Here is a 17,318-nt window from a genome sequence, read left to right as displayed (position 1 = left end):
TGGAAGGCAAGTGCATGAACGAGTCAGGTTCCCCTGAGGGATCCCGCTACGAGCGGGGCCTGCTCTTCACGGACGGCATGCCCGAGCTCGACGCCGACAGTGGCTACCGCGGCACCGTCGCGGCCCGCGCCGCGGGCATCAGCTACCGCCAGCTCGACTACTGGGCCCGCACCGGCCTGGTCGAGCCCACCATCCGCAGCGCTGCCGGCTCCGGCTCGCAGCGTCTCTACGGCTTCCGCGACATCCTCGTGCTGAAGCTCGTGAAGCGCCTCCTCGACACCGGCATCTCCCTCCAGCAGATCCGCACGGCCGTGAACCAGCTGCGGGAGGCGGGGGTCAGCGACCTGGCACAGACCACGCTCATGAGCGACGGAGCCAGCGTGTACCTCTGCACCTCGAACGACGAGGTCATCGACCTCGTCAGTCGCGGACAGGGCGTCTTCGGCATCGCCGTCGGCAAGGTCCTCCGCGAGGTCGAGACCAGCCTCGTCGAGCTCGACAGCACTCCGGCGGCAGATCCCTCCGACGAGCTCGCCGCACGCCGGGGCGACCGCGCGAGCTGACGCTCGGCGGCGGATGACTTCCGGCCTGCCGGCTGCGGCATCGGCATGAGCCGACTGCGGCTGGAACCGGTCGTGACACGCGTCGACTGCTGCACGAACCGGCTGTGACACGCCGCGACTGTGGCACGGATCAGGTCGGATACAGCGCGGACCGACTCAGCGCGGGGCAGGCTCCGCGTAGTCGCCGATCTTCGCCGTCCGCATGATGCGCTCGAGCAGCTGGTCGAAGTTCCGTGCCATCTCCTGGGCGCTCTCGCCGGGCCAGACGTGCAGCGGCTTGGCGGCGCCCTGGGCCTGCTGCAGCGACGTGCGCTCGGGCAGCTGAGGGCTGAGGACGAGGGGGCCGAACATGTCGCGCAGCTCCTTGATGCGGAACTGGTGCTCGATCGACTGGACCCTGGCACGGTTGACGATGATTCCCAGGGGCTGCAGGCGGGGCGAGAGGCCTCGGCGGATCTCCTCGATCGCGCGCAGGGCCCGGTCGGCGGCCGCGACGCTGAACAGGCCGGGCTCGGTGACCACGGTGACGCGGTCGGACGCGGCCCAGGCGGTGCGCGTCAGGGCGTTGAGGGAGGGTGCGCAGTCGATCAGGACGAGGTCGTAGTCGGCCTCGACGTTCGCGAGCGCCTCCTCCAGCTTCCAGATGTCGCGGATGGACGGGTGCGGCCCGTCGAAGTTGATGGCCGAGGGGCTGCCGATCATGACGTCGATCTTGCCCGTGCGCCCCTTGGTCCAGCCGCTGGGGGCGATCGCCGCCCTGACCGTCTTCTCCTTCGGCGACGCGAGCACGTCGGCGACGTTGAGGTGACCCGCGACGGTGATGTCGAGGCCCGTGGAGACGTCGGACTGCGGGTCGAGATCGACCACCAGGGTCCGGAGGCCCTTGGCGAAGGCCGCCGACGTGAGTCCGAGCGTCACGGTCGTCTTGCCGACGCCGCCTTTGAGAGAACTGACGCTGAGTACATGCACGACGACGACGATACCGTCACTATTCTTGAAGCACCTGCACGCCACGTCGCCCGACGGGCGATCCCGGCAGGCTCCCTCTGTCTCCGGCGGCCCAGAGCCCCGTTCCCCGTCCCGTTCCCAGGAGGTGCTCGTCGTGAGCGTCCGACCCATCCGACTCTTCGGCGACCCGGTGCTCCGGTCGCCCTCCGACCCCGTCCGGGTGGGCGACGCACGGCTGGCCTCGCTGGTCGACGACCTCCTCGACACCGTGCGCGAGCCGGGCCGTGCCGGCGTGGCCGCGCCACAGATCGGCGTCGGGCTCCGGGCATTCAGCTACAACGTCGACGGCGAGGTCGGCTACGTCCTGAACCCCGAGATCACCGAGCTGTCGGGCGAGAAGGAGCTGGTGGAGGAGGGCTGCCTGTCCGTGCCGGGCTTCTGGTTCCCGACTCCGCGCTGGTCCCGGGCCCGCGTCGAGGGCATCGACCTGGACGGCGAGCCGGTCGTGCTCGAGGGAGACGGCCTGATGGCCCAGGCGCTCCAGCACGAGACCGACCACCTCGCCGGCACCCTCTACGTCATGACCCTCGAGACCGAGACCCGTCGCGACGCCCTCAGGCAGATCCGGGCGAGCGACTGGTGGCGGGCCTGATCGGCGCACCACCAGCAGCTCCCTCGGTCAGGCGGCGGAGTCGGGCTTGTCCGCGGACGACACGGTCCTGACCGACTCCGTGTTGGGGTAGACGGTGTAGAGATCGGCGATCTGGCCGGCGAAGTCCTTGATCACGACGGCCCGCTTGACGCTCATCTTCGGCGTCAGGTGCCCGCTGGCCTCGGTCAGCTCGATCGGCAGGACGACGAACTTGCGGATGGACTCCGCTCGCGACACCGCCTCGTTCGCGAGGTCGACGGCCCGCTGCACCTCGGCCAGGACGGCAGGGTGCTCGGCAGCCTCGGCGAGCGGCATGTCGGCGGCCTCGCCCGCGTTGTTCAGCCAGACCGGCAGCATCTCGGGGTCGAGGGTGACGAGCGCCGAGATGAACGGGCGCTGGTCGCCCACGACGACGACCTGGCCGACGAGCGGGTTCGCGCGGATCGGGTCCTCGAGCACGGCGGGGGCGACGTTCTTGCCGCCCGCCGTGACGATGATCTCCTTCTTGCGGCCCGTGATGGTGAGGTAGCCGTCACCGTCGAGGCTGCCGAGGTCGCCCGTGCGGAACCAGCCGTCCTGCATGACCGCGGCCGTCTCCTCCTCGTTCTTCCAGTAGCCGGCGAAGACGTTCTCGCCCTTGACCAGCACCTCGCCGTCGTCGTCGATCCTCAGCGAGACGCCCGGCAGGGCCGGCCCGACCGTGCCGATCTTGAAGCGCGACACGAGGTTCACCGAGGCCGGCGCCGTGGTCTCCGTCAGGCCGTAGCCCTCGAGGATGCGGATGTCGAGGCTGCGGAAGAAGTGGCCGAGACGGGTGCCGAGGGGAGCGGAGCCCGACACCGCGTACCGGATGTTGCCGCCCATGGCCTTCTTCAGCTTGCCGTACACGAGCCGGTCGAACAGGGCGAAGCGGAGGCGCAGGCCGAGCGGCACCGTTCCCTCGTCCAGGGCCTTCGAGTGGGCGATCGCGACGGCGACGGCCTGACGGAAGATGCCGCCCTTGCCGGAGGCCTCGGCCTTCTGCTCGGCGGAGTTGTAGACCTTCTCGAACACCCGGGGCACGGCGAGCAGGAAGGTGGGACGGAAGGAGGCGAGCGACGGGAGCAGCTGCTTGGTGTCGGCCTGGTGCCCCACCTTCACCCCGGCGTGCACGGACAGGACCGCGATGAAGCGGGCGAAGACGTGGGCGGTGGTGATGAAGAGGAGCGTCGACGAGCCCGGCGCCACGACGTCGCCCATGGCCACCGCGGCGTTGCGGCTGGTCTCGACGAAGTTGGCGTGGGTGAGCATGCAGCCCTTGGGGCGGCCGGTGGTGCCCGACGTGTAGATGATGGTGGCGAGGTCGTCGCCGTTCGCCAGGGTGCGGCGACGCTCGAGCTCGTCGTCGGACACGCCGCGACCCGAGCGGGCGAGCTTGTCGAGGTCGCCGAGGTCGATCTGCCAGACGTGGGCGACGTCGGGCAGCTCGGGGTGCACCTCGTCGAAGCGCGCGAAGTGGTCCGGCGTCTCGACGAAGACCGCCACGGCGCCGGAGTCGCTGAGGTTCCAGTGCACCTGGCTCGGCGACGACGTCTCGTAGACGGGCACGAGCAGCGCGCCCGCGAACCAGACGGCGAAGTCGACCAGCGTCCACTCGTAGCGCGTGCGGCTCATCAGGCCCACGACGTCGCCGGGCTGGATGCCGGCCGCGATGAGGCCCTTGGCGACCTCGCGCACGCGGGCGGCGAACTCGGCGGCGGTCACGTCGGTCCAGCCGCCCGTGCCGTCGGGCACGGAGAACAACGGCTCGTTCGGCGTGGCCGCGGCTCGCTCCACGAGCAGGTCGGTCGCGTTGGCGGTCGGGTCGGCAGGGACCACGAGGGGGACGGTGTGTTCGTTCACGGCAGCTCCTTCGGCACCGGCAGGGTCCGACGAGCTTAGCGGTGGCCCCTCCTGGCGTCCCGTGACGACCTGCGGGCGTCGTGGAACGGCAGCTGAGCGCCCGAGGATAGACTCGTCGATCGTGCAGGCAATAGGCATTGACATCGGCGGGACGAAGATCGCGGGCGGAGTCGTCACCGAGCTGGGCGAGATCGTCGCCGAAGAACGGGTCCCGACCCCCGCCGGCGACGCCGGAGCGATCGTCGACGCCGTCGTCGCGATGGTGAAGGGCCTCCAGGCGCGACACCCCGACGTGGTGGCCGCGGGCGTCGCTGCCCCCGGCTTCATCGACGCCTCACAGTCCGTCGTCTACTACACGCCGAACATCCCGTGGCGCAACGAGCCGCTCAGGGCCAGGCTCTCCGAGCAGCTCGACCTGCACATCACGATCGACAACGACGCGAACGCGGCGGGCTGGGCCGAGTTCCGGTTCGGCGCCGGCCGCCTCGCGAGCGACATGACGATGCTCACCATCGGCACGGGCGTCGGCGGTGCCGTCGTCGCCCAGGACCGCCTGCTCCGCGGCGGCTTCGGCACGGGCGGCGAGCTCGGGCACATGCGCATCGTCCCCGACGGGCTGCCGTGCGGCTGCGGCGCACGCGGCTGCATCGAGCAGTACGGCTCCGGCCGCGCCCTGCTGCGGATGGCCGGCGAGGTGGCCGACCTCGGCGGCGTCGGCTCGGCACTCGCCGCCGTACGGGCGGAGAAGGGCGAGCTCTCCGGCCACGACGTCGCCGCGCTGATGCAGGCAGGCGACCCGGGGGCCCTCGAGGCGCTCCGCCAGCTGGGCACCTGGCTCGGCCAGGCCGCCGCCTCCTTGGCCGCCATCCTCGACCCGCAGGTCTTCGTCTTCGGCGGGGGAGTGGCACAGTCCGGCGAGCTCCTCCTCGCCCCGGTCCGCAAGGCGTTCCACGAGCACCTGCCGGCGCGGGGCTTCCACCCCGAGCCCGACTTCGTCATCGCCGAGCTGGTCAACGACGCGGGCGTCGTGGGCGCCGCCGACCTGGCCCGGCTGCACGCGTCCACTCGCTAGACTCCGACCGCCGAAGAGGGAGGGGCCCCGATGCTCTACTGGTTCTTGAAGACGATGGTGGCGAGCCCGCTGATGCTCACCGTCTTCCGTCCCTGGGTCCGCGGGCTCGAGAACGTCCCCGCGTCCGGCGCCGTGATCTTCGCGAGCAACCACCTCTCGTTCGTCGACTCGATCTTCCTGCCCCTCGCGCTCGAGCGGCGCATCTCGTTCCTCGCCAAGAGCGACTACTTCACCGGATCGGGCCTGAAGGGCTGGGCGATGCGCCTGTTCTTCACCGCGACCGGCCAGCTGTCGATCGACCGCTCGGGCGGCAAGGCGTCGGAGGCGTCGCTCGCGACGGGCCTGTCGGTCCTGGGGCGCGGCGAGCAGCTGGGCATCTACCCCGAGGGCACCCGCAGCCCCGACGGCAAGCTCTACCGCGGCCGCACGGGCGTCGCGCGCATGATCCTCGAGGGGCACGTCCCCGTCGTGCCGGTCGCCATGATCGACACCGAGAAGGTCATGAAGACGGGCACCAAGATCCCCAAGATCCGCCGGGTCGGCATCGTCTTCGGCGAGCCCCTCGACTTCAGCCGGTTCGAGGGCATGGAGGGCGACCGGTTCATCCTCCGGTCCATCACCGACGAGATCATGTACGAGCTCGGCGCCCTCAGCGGCCAGGAGTACGCCGACGTCTACGCCTCCTCCGTGAAGGAGAAGCGCGTGGCCTCCTCGCGGTAGGCTCGACCGCTGGGATCGATCGGTCCCTGGCTCGTCCTAGCTGCAAGGAAGACCGTGGTCCCCATCGCCGAACCGTCCGCGGGCGCCGTCACCGACGCCTCCACCACCGACGTGATCGACGGGCTCGACTACTGGCGCACGCTCCCCATCAAGCAGCAGCCCGCCTGGCCGGACCCGTCAGCGGTCCAAGCCGCGTCGGCCGAGATCGCCGCGCTGCCGCCCCTCGTCTTCGCGGGCGAGGTCGACACCCTGCGCGACCGGCTCGCCGCCGCGGCCCGCGGTGACGCCTTCCTGCTCCAGGGCGGCGACTGCGCCGAGACCTTCGCCGGCGCCACCGCCGACCAGATCCGCGACCGCGTGAAGACGATCCTGCAGATGGCCGTCGTCCTCACGTACGGCGCCTCCGTCCCCGTCATCAAGATGGGTCGCATGGCCGGCCAGTTCGCGAAGCCCCGGTCGAGCGACTCCGAGACCCGTGACGGCGTGACCCTGCCGGCCTACCGCGGCGACATCGTCAACGGCTACGACTTCACGCCCGAGTCGCGGCGGGCCGACCCGGCCCGGCTCGTGAAGGGGTACCACACCTCCGCGTCGACGATCAACCTGATCCGCGCGTTCACGCAGGGCGGCTTCGCCGACCTCCGTCAGGTGCACAGCTGGAACAGGGGCTTCGCCTCCAACCCCGCCAACGCCGCCTACGAGCACCTCGCGAAGGAGATCGACAAGGCGATCCGCTTCATGGAGGCGGCTGGTGCCGACTTCGACGAGCTCAAGCGCGTCGAGTTCTACACCAGCCACGAGGGCCTGCTGATGGACTACGAGCGCCCCATGACGCGCATCGACTCGCGCACGGGCGACCCCTACGTCCTCTCGTCGCACTTCGTGTGGATCGGCGAGCGCACCCGCGACCTCGACGGCGCCCACGTCGACTTCCTCTCGCGGGTCCGCAACCCCATCGGCGTGAAGCTCGGCCCGTCGACCACGCCGGACGACATGCTCAGGCTCATCGACGTGCTCGACCCCGACCGCGAGCCTGGCCGCCTCACCTTCATCACGCGCATGGGGGCCGGCAAGATCCGCGAGTCGCTGCCGCCGCTGCTCGAGGCGATCAAGGGCGCCGACGCGACCCCGCTCTGGGTCAGCGACCCGATGCACGGCAACGGCCTCACGACGCCGACGGGCTACAAGACCCGGCGCTTCGAAGAGATCATGGACGAGGTCAAGGGCTTCTTCGAGGCGCACCGCGCAGCGGGCACGCACCCCGGCGGCATCCACATCGAGCTGACCGGCGACGACGTGACCGAGTGCCTCGGCGGCTCCGAGCACATCGACGAGGCCACGCTCGCGACGCGGTACGAGTCGCTCTGCGACCCGCGGCTGAACCACATGCAGTCGCTCGAGCTCGCGTTCCTCGTGGCGGAAGAACTCGCGGCCAACTAGGCCGCGCCTCCTCGGCTCACCGCGAGACCGACACGAAGGGCCCGCCTCCTGGGGGAGGCGGGCCCTTCGTGGTCCCTGGCAGGCTCTGGCAGGCTCTGGCGTCACTCGACGCGGTAGCTGAGCCGCACGGTCGACCCGCGGGCGGCCGTGCTCTGGGCGGGCGGGTCGGTCGCCAGCACCGGCAGGCTCGCCTCCCAGTCGTAGAAGGCGCAGGTGAACGCCGTGCACCGGTCGTAGCTGACCCGGAGGCCGAGCGCCTGCAGCTGGGCCGTGGCCTGGTCGATGGTCTTGCCGGTGACGTCGGGGACGGTCACGGGCGGCGGCCCCTTCGAGACGACGAGATCGAGGGCGGCACCAGGGCGGATCGGACCGTCCTGCTGCGCGTCGGCGCGGATCACGGCGCCCTCGTCGACGTCGTCGCTGAACTCGGTACCTGCCTCGACGCCGGTGAGCCCGACCTCCTGCAGCGCGGCCTGGGCGTCCTCGACGGACTGGCCGACGACGTCGGGCACAGGACCGAGCGACACGGTCAAGGTGACGGGCTGCTGCTCGCCGTACTGGGCGGCCCCGGCCAGGTCGACCGCCGCCCCCGTGGCGTCGACCCCGGAGACGGCGAGGACGGTGCCAGGGTCGGCGTCGTCGAACTGCGGCACGGAGTCCTGCACGGAGAACGAGGACAAGGAGGCGCGGGCCGAGTCCTCCGACTGGCCGACGACGGTCGGGAGGTCGAGCGGCTGCGGGCCCTGCGAGACGACGAGCGTGACGGTGGAGCCCTTCTGGAGGCGCGAGGACGAGCCGGGGTCGGTCCCGATCACCTGTCCGGTCGGCACCTCGACCGAGAAGTCGGAGGCGTTCTGGTCGGCCACGACGAACTCCGCCGCCTCGAGGGCGGCCGTGGCCGCAGCCGGGTCCTGACCGGTCACCTCGGGGACGGCGACCTGGCTGCCCGGCCCCGCGCCGAACCACCATCCCGCGCCGCCGCCGACCACGGCCAGCACGAGCACCAGGACGATCCAGGCGAATCCACGGCGTCGACGTCGACGCGCCACGTCGGAGAGCTCGGAGACGGTGTCGACGGCAGCCGGCCCGACCGGTCCGGTGCGGTGACGCGCCTTGGGCAGGACCTGGGTCTCGCCGGTGCCGCCACGGGGGAGGACCATCGTCGCGGAGGCTGCGGGGAGCACCATGGTGCGGCCGAGGGGAGCGCCCGACGGATCAGCGAGCACGCGCTGGACGTCGACGAGCTGGTCGAGCATCGCCCTGGCATCCCTGGGACGGTGCTCGGGGTCGCGCGCCGTCGCCCACAGCACGAGCTCGTCGAGCTCGGCGGGGACCGAAGGGTTCGCCGAGCTGGGCGCGGGCACGGTGTCGTTGGCGTGCTGGTAGGCGATCTGCATCGGCTGCTCGCCCTTGTAGGGCTGCTCGCCGGTCAGCATCTCGTAGAGCATGATGCCGAGTGCGTAGATGTCGCTCCGCGTGTCCGCGACCCCGCGGGTCACGAGCTCGGGGGAGAGGTACGCGATGGTCCCGAGGAGGGCCGCGCCGGTGGCCGTGTTCGCGGTCGCGGCGCGGGCGAGGCCGAAGTCGCCGATCTTGATGCGCCCGTCGTCGGCGAGGAGGACGTTCTCGGGCTTGAGGTCGCGGTGGACGATGCCCGCGCGGTGCGCTGCGGCGAGCCCGGCGAGCACCGCCTCCAGGATGTCCATCGCCTGCTCGCTCGTGAGGACCTTGTGGTCCTGCAGCAGCTCGCGCAGCGTGATGCCGGGCAGGTACTCCATGACGAGGTAGGCGCTGTCGTCGTCCTGGCCCTGGTCGAAGACGTTGACGACGTTGGGGTGGGCGAGCCTCGCTGCCGAGCGCGCCTCCTGGATGAACCGCTCCTTGAAGGAGGCGTCGTCGGCCAGGTGCCCGTGCATGATCTTGATCGCGACCCGGCGCTCGAGACGCAGGTCGGTGGCCAGGTACACCGTGGCCATGCCGCCACGGGCGATGCGCGAGCGGACCTGGTACCTGTCGTCGATGAGCCGGCCGATCATCGGGTCAGTCTGGTTCGCGCTCATCGAGGCGATCTTACGAGTCGACCGGCCGGTGGCCGGGGCGGCTCACCGGCGCGTGTCGAACGAGGTCGGTGCCGTGGTCGCCGCCGAGGCCGCCGGGGCAGGTCAGCCCAGCGTGCTGAGCCACGTGCGCGCCGGCGCCTCCCACTTGGCGTAGGCCGTGGGGTGGGCAGAGAGCTGCACCGCCTGGGCGGCGTCCGTCAGCGACATCGAGGCCCAGCCGCGGATGTCGAGCAGGCCACGGGTCTTGCCCGGGTTCGGGTTGGTCCGACCGCCGAAGAAGAGCTTCGTCGCGTGGGCCGCGTCCGTGAGCTGGGCGGGTGTGCCCCAGCCGGTGCTCGGACGCTGCTGGAAGAGGCCGAGGGAGTCGCGGTCGCCGTGGTCGATGTTCCTGAGGCTGGACTCCTGCGCCGCCGCCGCCAGGGCGACGACGATGGCCTGGTCGCCGACTCCGAGCTCACGACCGACGCGGATGACCACGCGGGCGTTCTGCTGCTGCTCGGCGGTGAGGGTCGCGCTGGCGCTCAGCGGGGTCACGACGGTGGCCGCGGCGACCGTGGGGGCCGCGGCGGCGGGAGCGGGCGAGGAGGCGCCGGGGACCACCAGGGTGCGGCCGGCGTAGATCGTGCTCGTCATGCTCAGCCCGTTGGCGGCCAGGAGCGCCTGGACGGTCGTGCCGGTCTGCCGGGCGATGGAGGCGACGGTCTCGCCGCTCCGGATGACGTGCCCGGCGCCCGCGGCGGGGGAGTGCGCTGCGGCAGCCGGCGCCGCAGGGGCCGCCGCCGTCGACGCCCCGCCGGGCAGGGAGAGCACCTGGCCCGGGTAGATGATGCTCGACCAGCTCAGGCCGTTGGCGCCGAGCAGGGAGGCGGTGCTCACGCCGTGCGCGCCGGCGATCGAGCTGAGGGTGTCGCCGCGGGCGATCGTGTAGCTGCCTGCCGCGGCGGTCCGCGGCGGGCTGGTCGTCGCGGAGGGAGCGGGTGCCGGCGCCGACGCGACCAGGCTGAGCGTCTGGCCGGGGAAGATGGTCGACTTCCAGCTGAGGCCGTTGAGGGCCAGCACGGAGGCGGTGCTGAGCCCGAACGACCCGGCGATGCTGGCGACGGTGTCGCCTGCCACCACCGTGTAGGTCGACGGCGCGAGCACGGTCCTCGACGACGCGGCGACGTCCACCGTCGCGACGGACGTCTCGGGCGCGGGAGCGGCGGCGGTCGGCGGCAGCGCGAGCGGACGCGGTGAGGCGTGCGGCTTCTTCGTGGGCTGCTGGTCGTGCGCCAGCGAGGCGACGGGACCGGTCATGCCGAGGCTGAGGGCCATCGAGCCGACGAGCATGATGGGGACCGTCTGGAGCATGGAGCGGGCGACCCTCGAGCGGGCCCCGCGGCCGTCGGCGTCGAGGGCGCCCCGTCCGAAGGCGGCGCCGGGCAGCCGTGTGGCGCGGGGCGTGTCGGGAGAACCGTCGAGGTCGAGGGCGCGGTCCGAGCTTCTGTCGTTCATGAGGTGATCCTCGGGTCGTGGCGTCCGACACGTCGACAACCTGATCCGCGACGGCGTGTCTCGTGCTGCAAAGTTGGCACAGGAGGCCACCCGTGTCAATCACAGTGACGGGTGTGACTCATGTTGTTCGCGTGACAGACGTGTCTCCGGCAGTACGGAACGGCGCGGAGGCCCGAGTGTCCGTGGCAAGGTTGACCCGTGACCGATCTCTCTCAGCAGCCCTGGTTCGACGACACCGAGTGGCTGGCCGTGCCGGACCTCGTCGAGATGCTCGGCCTCAGCGTGAGCCGTGTGCACCGGCTCTTCGAGGACCACGTCCTCATCTCCACGCGGGTCGACGGCGTCGTCGTGACCCCCGCCGCGTTCCTCGTCGACGGCGAGCCCATGCACGAGCTCCGCGGCACCGCGACCGTGCTCTCCGACAACGGCTTCACCGACGACGAGGCGCTCGACTGGATGCTCTCCGTCGAGGACAGCCTGGGCGTCTCCCCGGTCGAGGCGCTGCGCGCCGGGCGCAAGGCCGAGGTCCGACGGGTCGCGCAGAGCCTGCTCTGACCGTCAGCCTCCTCTGACCGTCAGCCTCCTCTGGCCGTCAGTAGGTGCGCTTCGTCACCGTGTCGGCGAGTCGAGTCAGCTGGGCCCTGGCGGACGGAGCGAGGTCAGCTCCGTCGAGGGCCGCGACGGCCCGCTCGACCTGGTCGGTGATCGACTGCTCGACCGCCTCCACCGCGCCTGACTCACGCAGCGTCGCCTGCAGCACGCCGATCTGGTCGTCGTCGAGGTCGGGATCGCCGAGCAGCTCGTCGAGCAGCCGGACCGAGCTCGGCGGCAGGGCCCGACGGGCCGTTGCCACCAGGACCGTGCGCTTGCCCTCGCGGAGGTCGTCTCCTGCGGGCTTGCCCGTCACCTCGGGATCGCCGAAGACGCCGAGCAGGTCGTCGCGCAGCTGGTAGGCGATGCCGAGGGGGAGCCCGAAACGCCGCAGCGACTCGAGTTCGGCCTCGGTGCCGCCGGCCATGGCCGCCCCGATCGTCAGCGGCGCCTCGACGCTGTACTTGGCCGACTTGTAGACGATGACCCGCTGGGCGCGGGGGAGGAGGTCGACGTCGGGGACGCTCCGCCAGGCGTTCTCCTCGAGGATGTCGAGATACTGGCCCACCGTGACCTCGGTGCGCATGCGGTTGAACTCGCGTCGTGCCGAGAGGGCCGCGCCCCGGGACTCGAGGGAGTCGAGGGCCTCGCTGATCTGCTCGTCGCTCCACGCCAGGAGGAGATCGCCCATCAGCAGCGCTGCCGACGTGCCGAAGTCAGGTGCGGAGCCCAACCAGCCGCCGTCACGGTGCAGGGCCTCGAAACGACGGTGCGCGGCCGGCCGCCCTCGACGGGTGTCGGAGTTGTCCATGATGTCGTCGTGCACGAGCGCGGCGGCGTGGAAGAACTCCAGGCCGACCGAGGCGGTCATCACGGCGTCGAGCGACCGCTGGTCGACCGGGGCGCCGAGAGGGTCGAAGCCCGCGTCGCGACCGGCCACGGACTGCCAGCCCCAGTAGCAGAAGAGGGCACGGAACCGCTTGCCGCCCCGCAGCAGGTCGCTCGAGAACAGGGCGAAGGGGGAGAGGTCGTCGGCGATGCCCCGGAGGGCCGGTCGGCGGTCGTCGAGGAACCGATCGATGCGCTCTTGAACGACGTCCACTAACCGCGTACTCTCAGCCACGCTGCCTAGCCTAGCCACAGCGCGCGGGCATACACTCGCCCGTATCCACACGCGGTGATCCCGAGGCCGCGGGGCCTGTGCTCGAAGGGAACAAAGAGATGCCACTTTCCGAACAGGAGCAACGACTCCTCGAAGAGATGGAGCGGAGCCTCTACAGCAACGACTCCGACTTCGTGGCGACGGTCGGCGGGCGCCGTGGGCGCCCGAACTACACGATGGTCGTCATCGGCGTGCTCGCAGCCCTCGTCGGCATCGCCGTCATCGTCACGGGCGTCATCATCCGCCAGCCTCCCGTCGGCCCCCTCGTGGGCGTCGCCGGCTTCGTGCTCCTCGTGGCCGGTGCCGTGTTCGCGATGGCGCCTCCTCGCCGCGGTGCACAGGCTCGCCCCTCGGCGACCTCGCCGGCTTCTGGCGCATCCCGCCCCGCGGCCTCCCGCCCGGCCCGCAGCGGCAGCATGATGGACCGCCTCAACGACCGGTGGGAACGCCGCCAGGACGGCGACCGCTCCTAGTCCTCCACTTCGCACCACGACCTCAGGGGTCGGCCTTCGGGCCGGCCCCTTTTCTCGTGTGCCCGGGGCTTCCCGGCCGCGGGCGGGCCCGTGGTCCGACCTTTCCCCTGCGCTGGCCGCGGTGTGGTTCCTCCCTTCTCCTCCACCCCCACGACCCCCGAACTGGAGCGGATCTGAGGAGGCGCAAGGCACTTTCGTGCCCGCCGCGCCTATCCGGGTGGTGGATTGTGGAGTAAAGTGGAGGCACGTGCCACGAACGGGGTGCGGGGCGAGAGGGGGCGAGGCGCATGTTCCTCGGCACCTACTCGCCCAAGCTCGACGAGAAGGGCCGCATCATCCTCCCCGCGAAGTTCCGTGACGAGCTGGCCTCCGGCCTCGTCATGACCCGTGGTCAGGAACGCTGCGTCTACGTCTTCAGCCAGGCCGAGTTCGAGGACATGCACACGCGCATCCGGCAGGCGCCGATCACGAGCAAGGAGGGGCGCGACTACATGCGCCTCTTCCTGTCAGGCGCCAGCGACGACGTCCCCGACAAGCAGAACCGGGTCACCATCCCGTCGCAGCTGCGCGACTACGCGGGCCTCGGCCGCGACCTGACGGTCATCGGCGCGGGCAACCGTGCCGAGATCTGGGCCACCGACGCCTGGAACACCTACTACGAGGCCCAGGAGGCCGCGTTCGCCAACACCACGGAGGAGGTGATCCCCGGGCTCTTCTAGCTCCTCGGCCCTGACTCCCAGCCGTCCGCCCTGGCGCACCTTCCCCGGTGCCAGGTCGTGATGGATGGGGATCAGGGCCCGGGATCCAGCCCCGGTCAGCCATGGCAGAACAGATCCACACCCCCGTCCTCCTCGAGCGCACGCTCGAGCTGCTCGCGCCGGCGATCTCGCGCCCCGGTGCCGTCGCCGTCGACGCGACCCTCGGCATGGGCGGCCACGCCGCCGCGATGCTCGAGCGGTTCCCCGACCTCACCGTGGTGGGCCTCGACCGCGACACCGAGGCGCTGGCGATCGCGGGGGAGCGCCTCCGGCCGTTCGGCGACAGGGCACGCCTCGTCCACACGCGCTACGACGGCGTCGCCGACGCCCTCGACGGGCTCGGCATCTCCGAGGTGCAGGGGGTGCTGTTCGACCTCGGCGTCTCGTCCCTGCAGCTCGACCGGGTCGAGCGCGGCTTCTCGTACTCGAAGGACGCCCCGCTCGACATGCGGATGGACCCGACCTCCCCGGTCACGGCCGAGACGATCCTCGCCGAGTACCCCGAGTCCGAGCTGCGACGCATCTTCTACCAGTACGGCGAGGAGAAGCTCAGCCCGCGCTACGCCCGCCGCATCGTCGAGCACCGCGCCGAGGCGCCGCTCCGTCGCAGCGGCGAGCTCGTCGACCTCCTCATCGCCGCCACCCCGATGGCCCTCCAGCGGGCGGGTCACCCCGCGAAGCGCGTGTTCCAGGCGCTCCGCATCGAGGTCAACGGCGAGCTGGCGTCGCTCGAGGCGGCCGTCCCCGCCGCTCTCGACCGGATCGCCGTGGAGGGCCGCATGGTCGTCCTCGCCTACCAGTCGCTGGAGGACCGCTTCGTGAAGCGCGAGCTCGCGGCCCGGACCACGTCGACGGCGCCCCAGGGGCTGCCGGTCGAGCTGCCCGAGCACCGGCCGGGCTTCCGCCTCCTCGTCCGTGGAGCCGAGCTCGCGTCCGAGGACGAGATCGACCTGAACCCCCGAGCCAAGCCCGTGCGACTGCGCGCAGCCGAACGAATCCGGAGAACAGCATGAGCAACGCCGCGATCGACCCGATCCCGCAGCGCCGCCCCTCCCACGAGCCCCGCCGTGCTCCGGTCGAGATCGTCACGAGCCGGGCCCAGCGTCGCGCACGCCCGCGGATCGCGTACGCCCTCGTGGCGACCGCCTCCCTCTTCGTGCTGCTGCTCACGCAGCTGGCGATCAGCATCGCCCTGAGCGACGGCGCGTACACGATCTCCGACCTGCAGGCCGAGAAGACCGAGCTGACGCGCGACCAGCAGAAGTACTCCGAGCAGCTCGACGTCCTCTCGTCGCCGCAGAACCTCGCGAACAACGCCGAGCAGCTGGGCATGGTCCGCAACTCCAACCCTGTGTACCTCGACCCGACCACGGGTGCGGTGCACGGCGACCCGGCCCCTGCCGACGGCACGGCGGACGGCACCGACAACCTGATCCCGAACACGCTGCTGGACGGCGTCCCGCTCGCGACCGCGGCACCGGACACAGCCGCGACCGACGCGGGGGCAGCCCAGGACACCGACCCGGACACGTCGGCCGACTCGGCCACGACGGGCGCGGCGACCGCAGGATCCGGCACCCCGTCGGTAGCGTCTGCCCCAGACCAGCTCGCGGCTCCCCAGACCCGCTAGCGGTGTGCCCTCCGGGGCGCACCTGACGACGACAGCGGCCGGCGCCACACGGCCTGCCGCGGTGAGGACACCTTCGTGAACACAGCCCCTCGCAGCCGCCGGCTCCGGGCCACGCTGGCCATGGCCGTCGTGATCGCCCTGGTCGGCGTGTTCGTCGTCCGCCTGGCCGACATCCAGCTCGTCCAGGCCGCAGAGCTCAACGCCCAGTCGCAGAACAAGCGCGAGATCCAGCAGGTGACCTACGGCGACCGCGGCGACATCACCGCGAACGACGGCACCGTCCTCGCAGGCAGCGTCACCCGGTACAACATCACCGCCGCGCCGGCCTTCGCCGCCGACGTCACCGTCACGACGACGGACGCCGACGGGGAGAAGACCAAGGTCGCCATGTCCGTGGACCAGGTGCTCGCCCAGGTGGCGGAGATCACCGGCGCGTCGGAGGCCAAGATGGAGGAGGCGCTCAGCCGCGACCCCGAGGCCAACTTCGCGTTCCTCGTCAAGGGCGTCGACGTCGACGCCTTCCGGGCCGTCCGCGACCTCAAGAACAGCGGCGTGTCCTGGCTCTACTTCGAGCGGCAGTCCGCCCGCACGTACCCGAACGGCTCGGTGGCCGGCAACCTGACCGGCTTCGTCGGCACCGACGGGCCCCAGGCGGGCCTCGAGCGCACGGCCGACTCCTGCCTGGCCGGCACGAACGGCAGCGAGACCTACGAGCGCGGCGCCGACGGCGTGCAGCTGCCGGGCAGCACCGTGACCGAGGAGGAGGCGGTGGCCGGCGGCACGCTGAAGCTCACCGTCGACAAGGACCTCCAGTACATGGCCCAGCAGGCCATCGCCGAGCAGGCGCAGACCATCGGCGCCGAGTCGGCCACGGCCGTGGTCCAGGAGGTGTCGACGGGCAAGCTGATGGCCGTCGCCGACTGGCCCTCGGTCGACCCGAACGACGTGAACCTGACGAAGGACGTGGGCGACCTCGGCTCGAAGGCCTTCACCGCCTCCTACGAGCCCGGCTCGACCTTCAAGGCCATGACCGCAGCAATGCTGCTCGACTCGGGGAAGGCCACCCCGACTAGCCAGGCGACCGTTCCCTACTCGCGTTCGTTCCCGTGGGGCGGCGAGATCCACGACGCCAGCTTCCACCCGACCGAGCGGCTCACCCTGACCGGCATCCTGCGCGACTCGTCGAACGTCGGCATCTCGCTGCTCGGCCAGAACCTGAGCGCCCAGGCCCGTCACGACTACATGGTCAAGTTCGGGCTGAACGAGCCCACGGCCGTTGGCTTCCTCGGCGAGCCGACGCAGGGCGTGCGACCCGCGAGCTCGTGGGACCAGCAGACGAGCATCAACACCACGTTCGGCCAGGGCGTGTCGACGACGGCGCTGCACGTGGCGAGCATCTTCCAGACGCTCGGGAACCACGGTGTCCGGCTCCCGTCCCAGCTCGTCGAGAGCTGCACGGCCGCCGACGGAACGGTCACGCCGGCACCGGCCGTCGCGGGCACCACGGTGGTGTCGCCGTGGGCCGCCGACACGACCGTGAACATGCTCGAGAGCGTCGTCTCGGCAGGCGAGCAGAAGGACGCCCTGACCATCCCCGGCTACCGGGTCGCCGCGAAGACCGGCACCGCCGAGATGGCCCGCGCCGACGGCACGGGCTACGGTTCCGACCGCGTGGTGTCCGTCGCGGGCATCGCCCCCGCCGAGGACCCGAAGTACGTCGTCGTCGTGACCTTCACCAAGCCCAGTACCATGAAGACGTCGGCCGCCGCGGCGCCGACCTTCAACAAGATCATGTCCCAGGTCCTCGAGATGTACCGCGTCCCTCCGTCGACGGAGCCCGCACCGGCCATCCCCCAGACCTGGTGAGAGAAGAG

16 protein-coding genes are annotated in these 17,318 nt (G+C 71.3%); 11 read left to right on the top strand and 5 right to left on the bottom strand.

From position 1 onward, the window contains the following. The first annotated feature begins 14 nt into the window (after positions 1-14). Positions 15-563 (top strand): MerR family transcriptional regulator, encoded by a 549-nt coding sequence (locus JOE35_RS10220; protein ID WP_146901201.1) that lies wholly within the window; start codon positions 15-17, stop codon positions 561-563. Between the two features lie 156 nt (positions 564-719). Here the strand turns inward: JOE35_RS10220 and JOE35_RS10215 are convergent, their stop codons facing one another. Continuing rightward, complete coding sequence (locus JOE35_RS10215; RefSeq protein WP_146901198.1) at positions 720-1,532, bottom strand: ParA family protein; 813 nt, start codon at positions 1,530-1,532, stop codon at positions 720-722. A 133-nt stretch (positions 1,533-1,665) separates the two neighbouring features. Here JOE35_RS10215 and def point away from each other — a divergent pair, with 133 nt between their 5' ends. Next, positions 1,666-2,163: a peptide deformylase gene (gene def / locus JOE35_RS10210; protein WP_133737430.1), complete on the top strand. Its 498-nt coding sequence runs from the start codon at positions 1,666-1,668 to the stop codon at positions 2,161-2,163. Positions 2,164-2,190: 27 nt separating this feature from the next. Here def and JOE35_RS10205 read toward each other — a convergent pair whose 3' ends face one another. Further along, the gene (locus JOE35_RS10205; protein WP_209560982.1) at positions 2,191-4,044 is read right to left on the bottom strand and encodes a long-chain fatty acid--CoA ligase; all 1,854 of its coding nucleotides are present in this window, start codon (positions 4,042-4,044) and stop codon (positions 2,191-2,193) included. A gap of 121 nt (positions 4,045-4,165) precedes the next feature. Between JOE35_RS10205 and JOE35_RS10200 the strand changes: the two genes are divergently transcribed. The 3 genes from JOE35_RS10200 to JOE35_RS10190 all read left to right on the top strand — a co-directional run bounded on the left by JOE35_RS10200 (position 4,166) and on the right by JOE35_RS10190 (position 7,276). Next, complete coding sequence (locus JOE35_RS10200; protein WP_209560981.1) at positions 4,166-5,116, top strand: ROK family glucokinase; 951 nt, start codon at positions 4,166-4,168, stop codon at positions 5,114-5,116. A 30-nt stretch (positions 5,117-5,146) separates the two neighbouring features. Further along, positions 5,147-5,836: a 1-acyl-sn-glycerol-3-phosphate acyltransferase gene (locus JOE35_RS10195; RefSeq protein ID WP_209560980.1), complete on the top strand. Its 690-nt coding sequence runs from the start codon at positions 5,147-5,149 to the stop codon at positions 5,834-5,836. 111 nt (positions 5,837-5,947) lie between these two features. After that, positions 5,948-7,276: a class II 3-deoxy-7-phosphoheptulonate synthase gene (locus tag JOE35_RS10190; protein ID WP_192169469.1), complete on the top strand. Its 1,329-nt coding sequence runs from the start codon at positions 5,948-5,950 to the stop codon at positions 7,274-7,276. A gap of 101 nt (positions 7,277-7,377) precedes the next feature. Here JOE35_RS10190 and pknB read toward each other — a convergent pair whose 3' ends face one another. Next, positions 7,378-9,336, bottom strand: coding sequence for a Stk1 family PASTA domain-containing Ser/Thr kinase (gene pknB / locus JOE35_RS10185; protein WP_209560979.1), 1,959 nt, complete (start codon positions 9,334-9,336; stop codon positions 7,378-7,380). Positions 9,337-9,438: 102 nt separating this feature from the next. Continuing rightward, positions 9,439-10,830 (bottom strand): LysM peptidoglycan-binding domain-containing protein, encoded by a 1,392-nt coding sequence (locus JOE35_RS10180; RefSeq protein WP_245186091.1) that lies wholly within the window; start codon positions 10,828-10,830, stop codon positions 9,439-9,441. A 198-nt stretch (positions 10,831-11,028) separates the two neighbouring features. On the opposite strand from JOE35_RS10180, the gene JOE35_RS10175 reads away from it, so the two are divergent. Beyond that, positions 11,029-11,385: an Rv2175c family DNA-binding protein gene (locus tag JOE35_RS10175; protein WP_374099705.1), complete on the top strand. Its 357-nt coding sequence runs from the start codon at positions 11,029-11,031 to the stop codon at positions 11,383-11,385. Between the two features lie 37 nt (positions 11,386-11,422). Here the strand turns inward: JOE35_RS10175 and JOE35_RS10170 are convergent, their stop codons facing one another. Beyond that, positions 11,423-12,544 carry a polyprenyl synthetase family protein gene (locus JOE35_RS10170; protein WP_209560978.1) on the bottom strand — a complete coding sequence of 374 codons (1,122 nt, stop codon included), beginning with the start codon at positions 12,542-12,544 and terminating at the stop codon, positions 11,423-11,425. A gap of 98 nt (positions 12,545-12,642) precedes the next feature. Between JOE35_RS10170 and JOE35_RS10165 the strand changes: the two genes are divergently transcribed. From JOE35_RS10165 to JOE35_RS10145, 5 genes are all read left to right on the top strand, one after another. Next, positions 12,643-13,056: a DUF3040 domain-containing protein gene (locus JOE35_RS10165; protein WP_209560977.1), complete on the top strand. Its 414-nt coding sequence runs from the start codon at positions 12,643-12,645 to the stop codon at positions 13,054-13,056. 287 nt (positions 13,057-13,343) lie between these two features. Further along, positions 13,344-13,775, top strand: a complete 432-nt coding sequence (mraZ, locus tag JOE35_RS10160) for a division/cell wall cluster transcriptional repressor MraZ (protein ID WP_123545558.1) — start codon at positions 13,344-13,346, stop codon at positions 13,773-13,775. 101 nt (positions 13,776-13,876) lie between these two features. Beyond that, positions 13,877-14,827 carry a 16S rRNA (cytosine(1402)-N(4))-methyltransferase RsmH gene (gene rsmH / locus JOE35_RS10155; RefSeq protein WP_209560976.1) on the top strand — a complete coding sequence of 317 codons (951 nt, stop codon included), beginning with the start codon at positions 13,877-13,879 and terminating at the stop codon, positions 14,825-14,827. Then, positions 14,824-15,444 carry a hypothetical protein gene (locus JOE35_RS10150; protein ID WP_209560975.1) on the top strand — a complete coding sequence of 207 codons (621 nt, stop codon included), beginning with the start codon at positions 14,824-14,826 and terminating at the stop codon, positions 15,442-15,444. Before rsmH ends, JOE35_RS10150 begins: the two co-directional genes overlap by 4 nt. Positions 15,445-15,519: 75 nt before the next feature. Beyond that, a complete protein-coding gene (locus JOE35_RS10145) occupies positions 15,520-17,310 on the top strand; it encodes a penicillin-binding protein 2 (RefSeq protein WP_307803032.1) in 1,791 nt (596 codons plus the stop codon). Positions 17,311-17,318: the final 8 nt, after the last annotated feature.

It is taken from the genome of Frigoribacterium sp. PvP032 (assembly GCF_017833035.1).
Taxonomy (GTDB): domain Bacteria; phylum Actinomycetota; class Actinomycetes; order Actinomycetales; family Microbacteriaceae; genus Frigoribacterium.
The sequence above is the reverse complement of the archived record's forward strand: the minus strand, read 5'-3'. Positions and strand labels throughout refer to the sequence as shown.

Coding starts and splice junctions, on each gene's coding strand:
- JOE35_RS10220 (WP_146901201.1), top strand. CDS start 15: ATGAACGAGTCAGGTTCCCCTGAGGGATCCCGCTACGAGCGGGGCCTG.
- JOE35_RS10195 (WP_209560980.1), top strand. CDS start 5,147: ATGCTCTACTGGTTCTTGAAGACGATGGTGGCGAGCCCGCTGATGCTC.
- pknB (WP_209560979.1), bottom strand. CDS start 9,336: ATGAGCGCGAACCAGACTGACCCGATGATCGGCCGGCTCATCGACGAC.
- JOE35_RS10180 (WP_245186091.1), bottom strand. CDS start 10,830: ATGAACGACAGAAGCTCGGACCGCGCCCTCGACCTCGACGGTTCTCCC.
- JOE35_RS10165 (WP_209560977.1), top strand. CDS start 12,643: ATGCCACTTTCCGAACAGGAGCAACGACTCCTCGAAGAGATGGAGCGG.
- mraZ (WP_123545558.1), top strand. CDS start 13,344: ATGTTCCTCGGCACCTACTCGCCCAAGCTCGACGAGAAGGGCCGCATC.
- rsmH (WP_209560976.1), top strand. CDS start 13,877: ATGGCAGAACAGATCCACACCCCCGTCCTCCTCGAGCGCACGCTCGAG.
- JOE35_RS10150 (WP_209560975.1), top strand. CDS start 14,824: ATGAGCAACGCCGCGATCGACCCGATCCCGCAGCGCCGCCCCTCCCAC.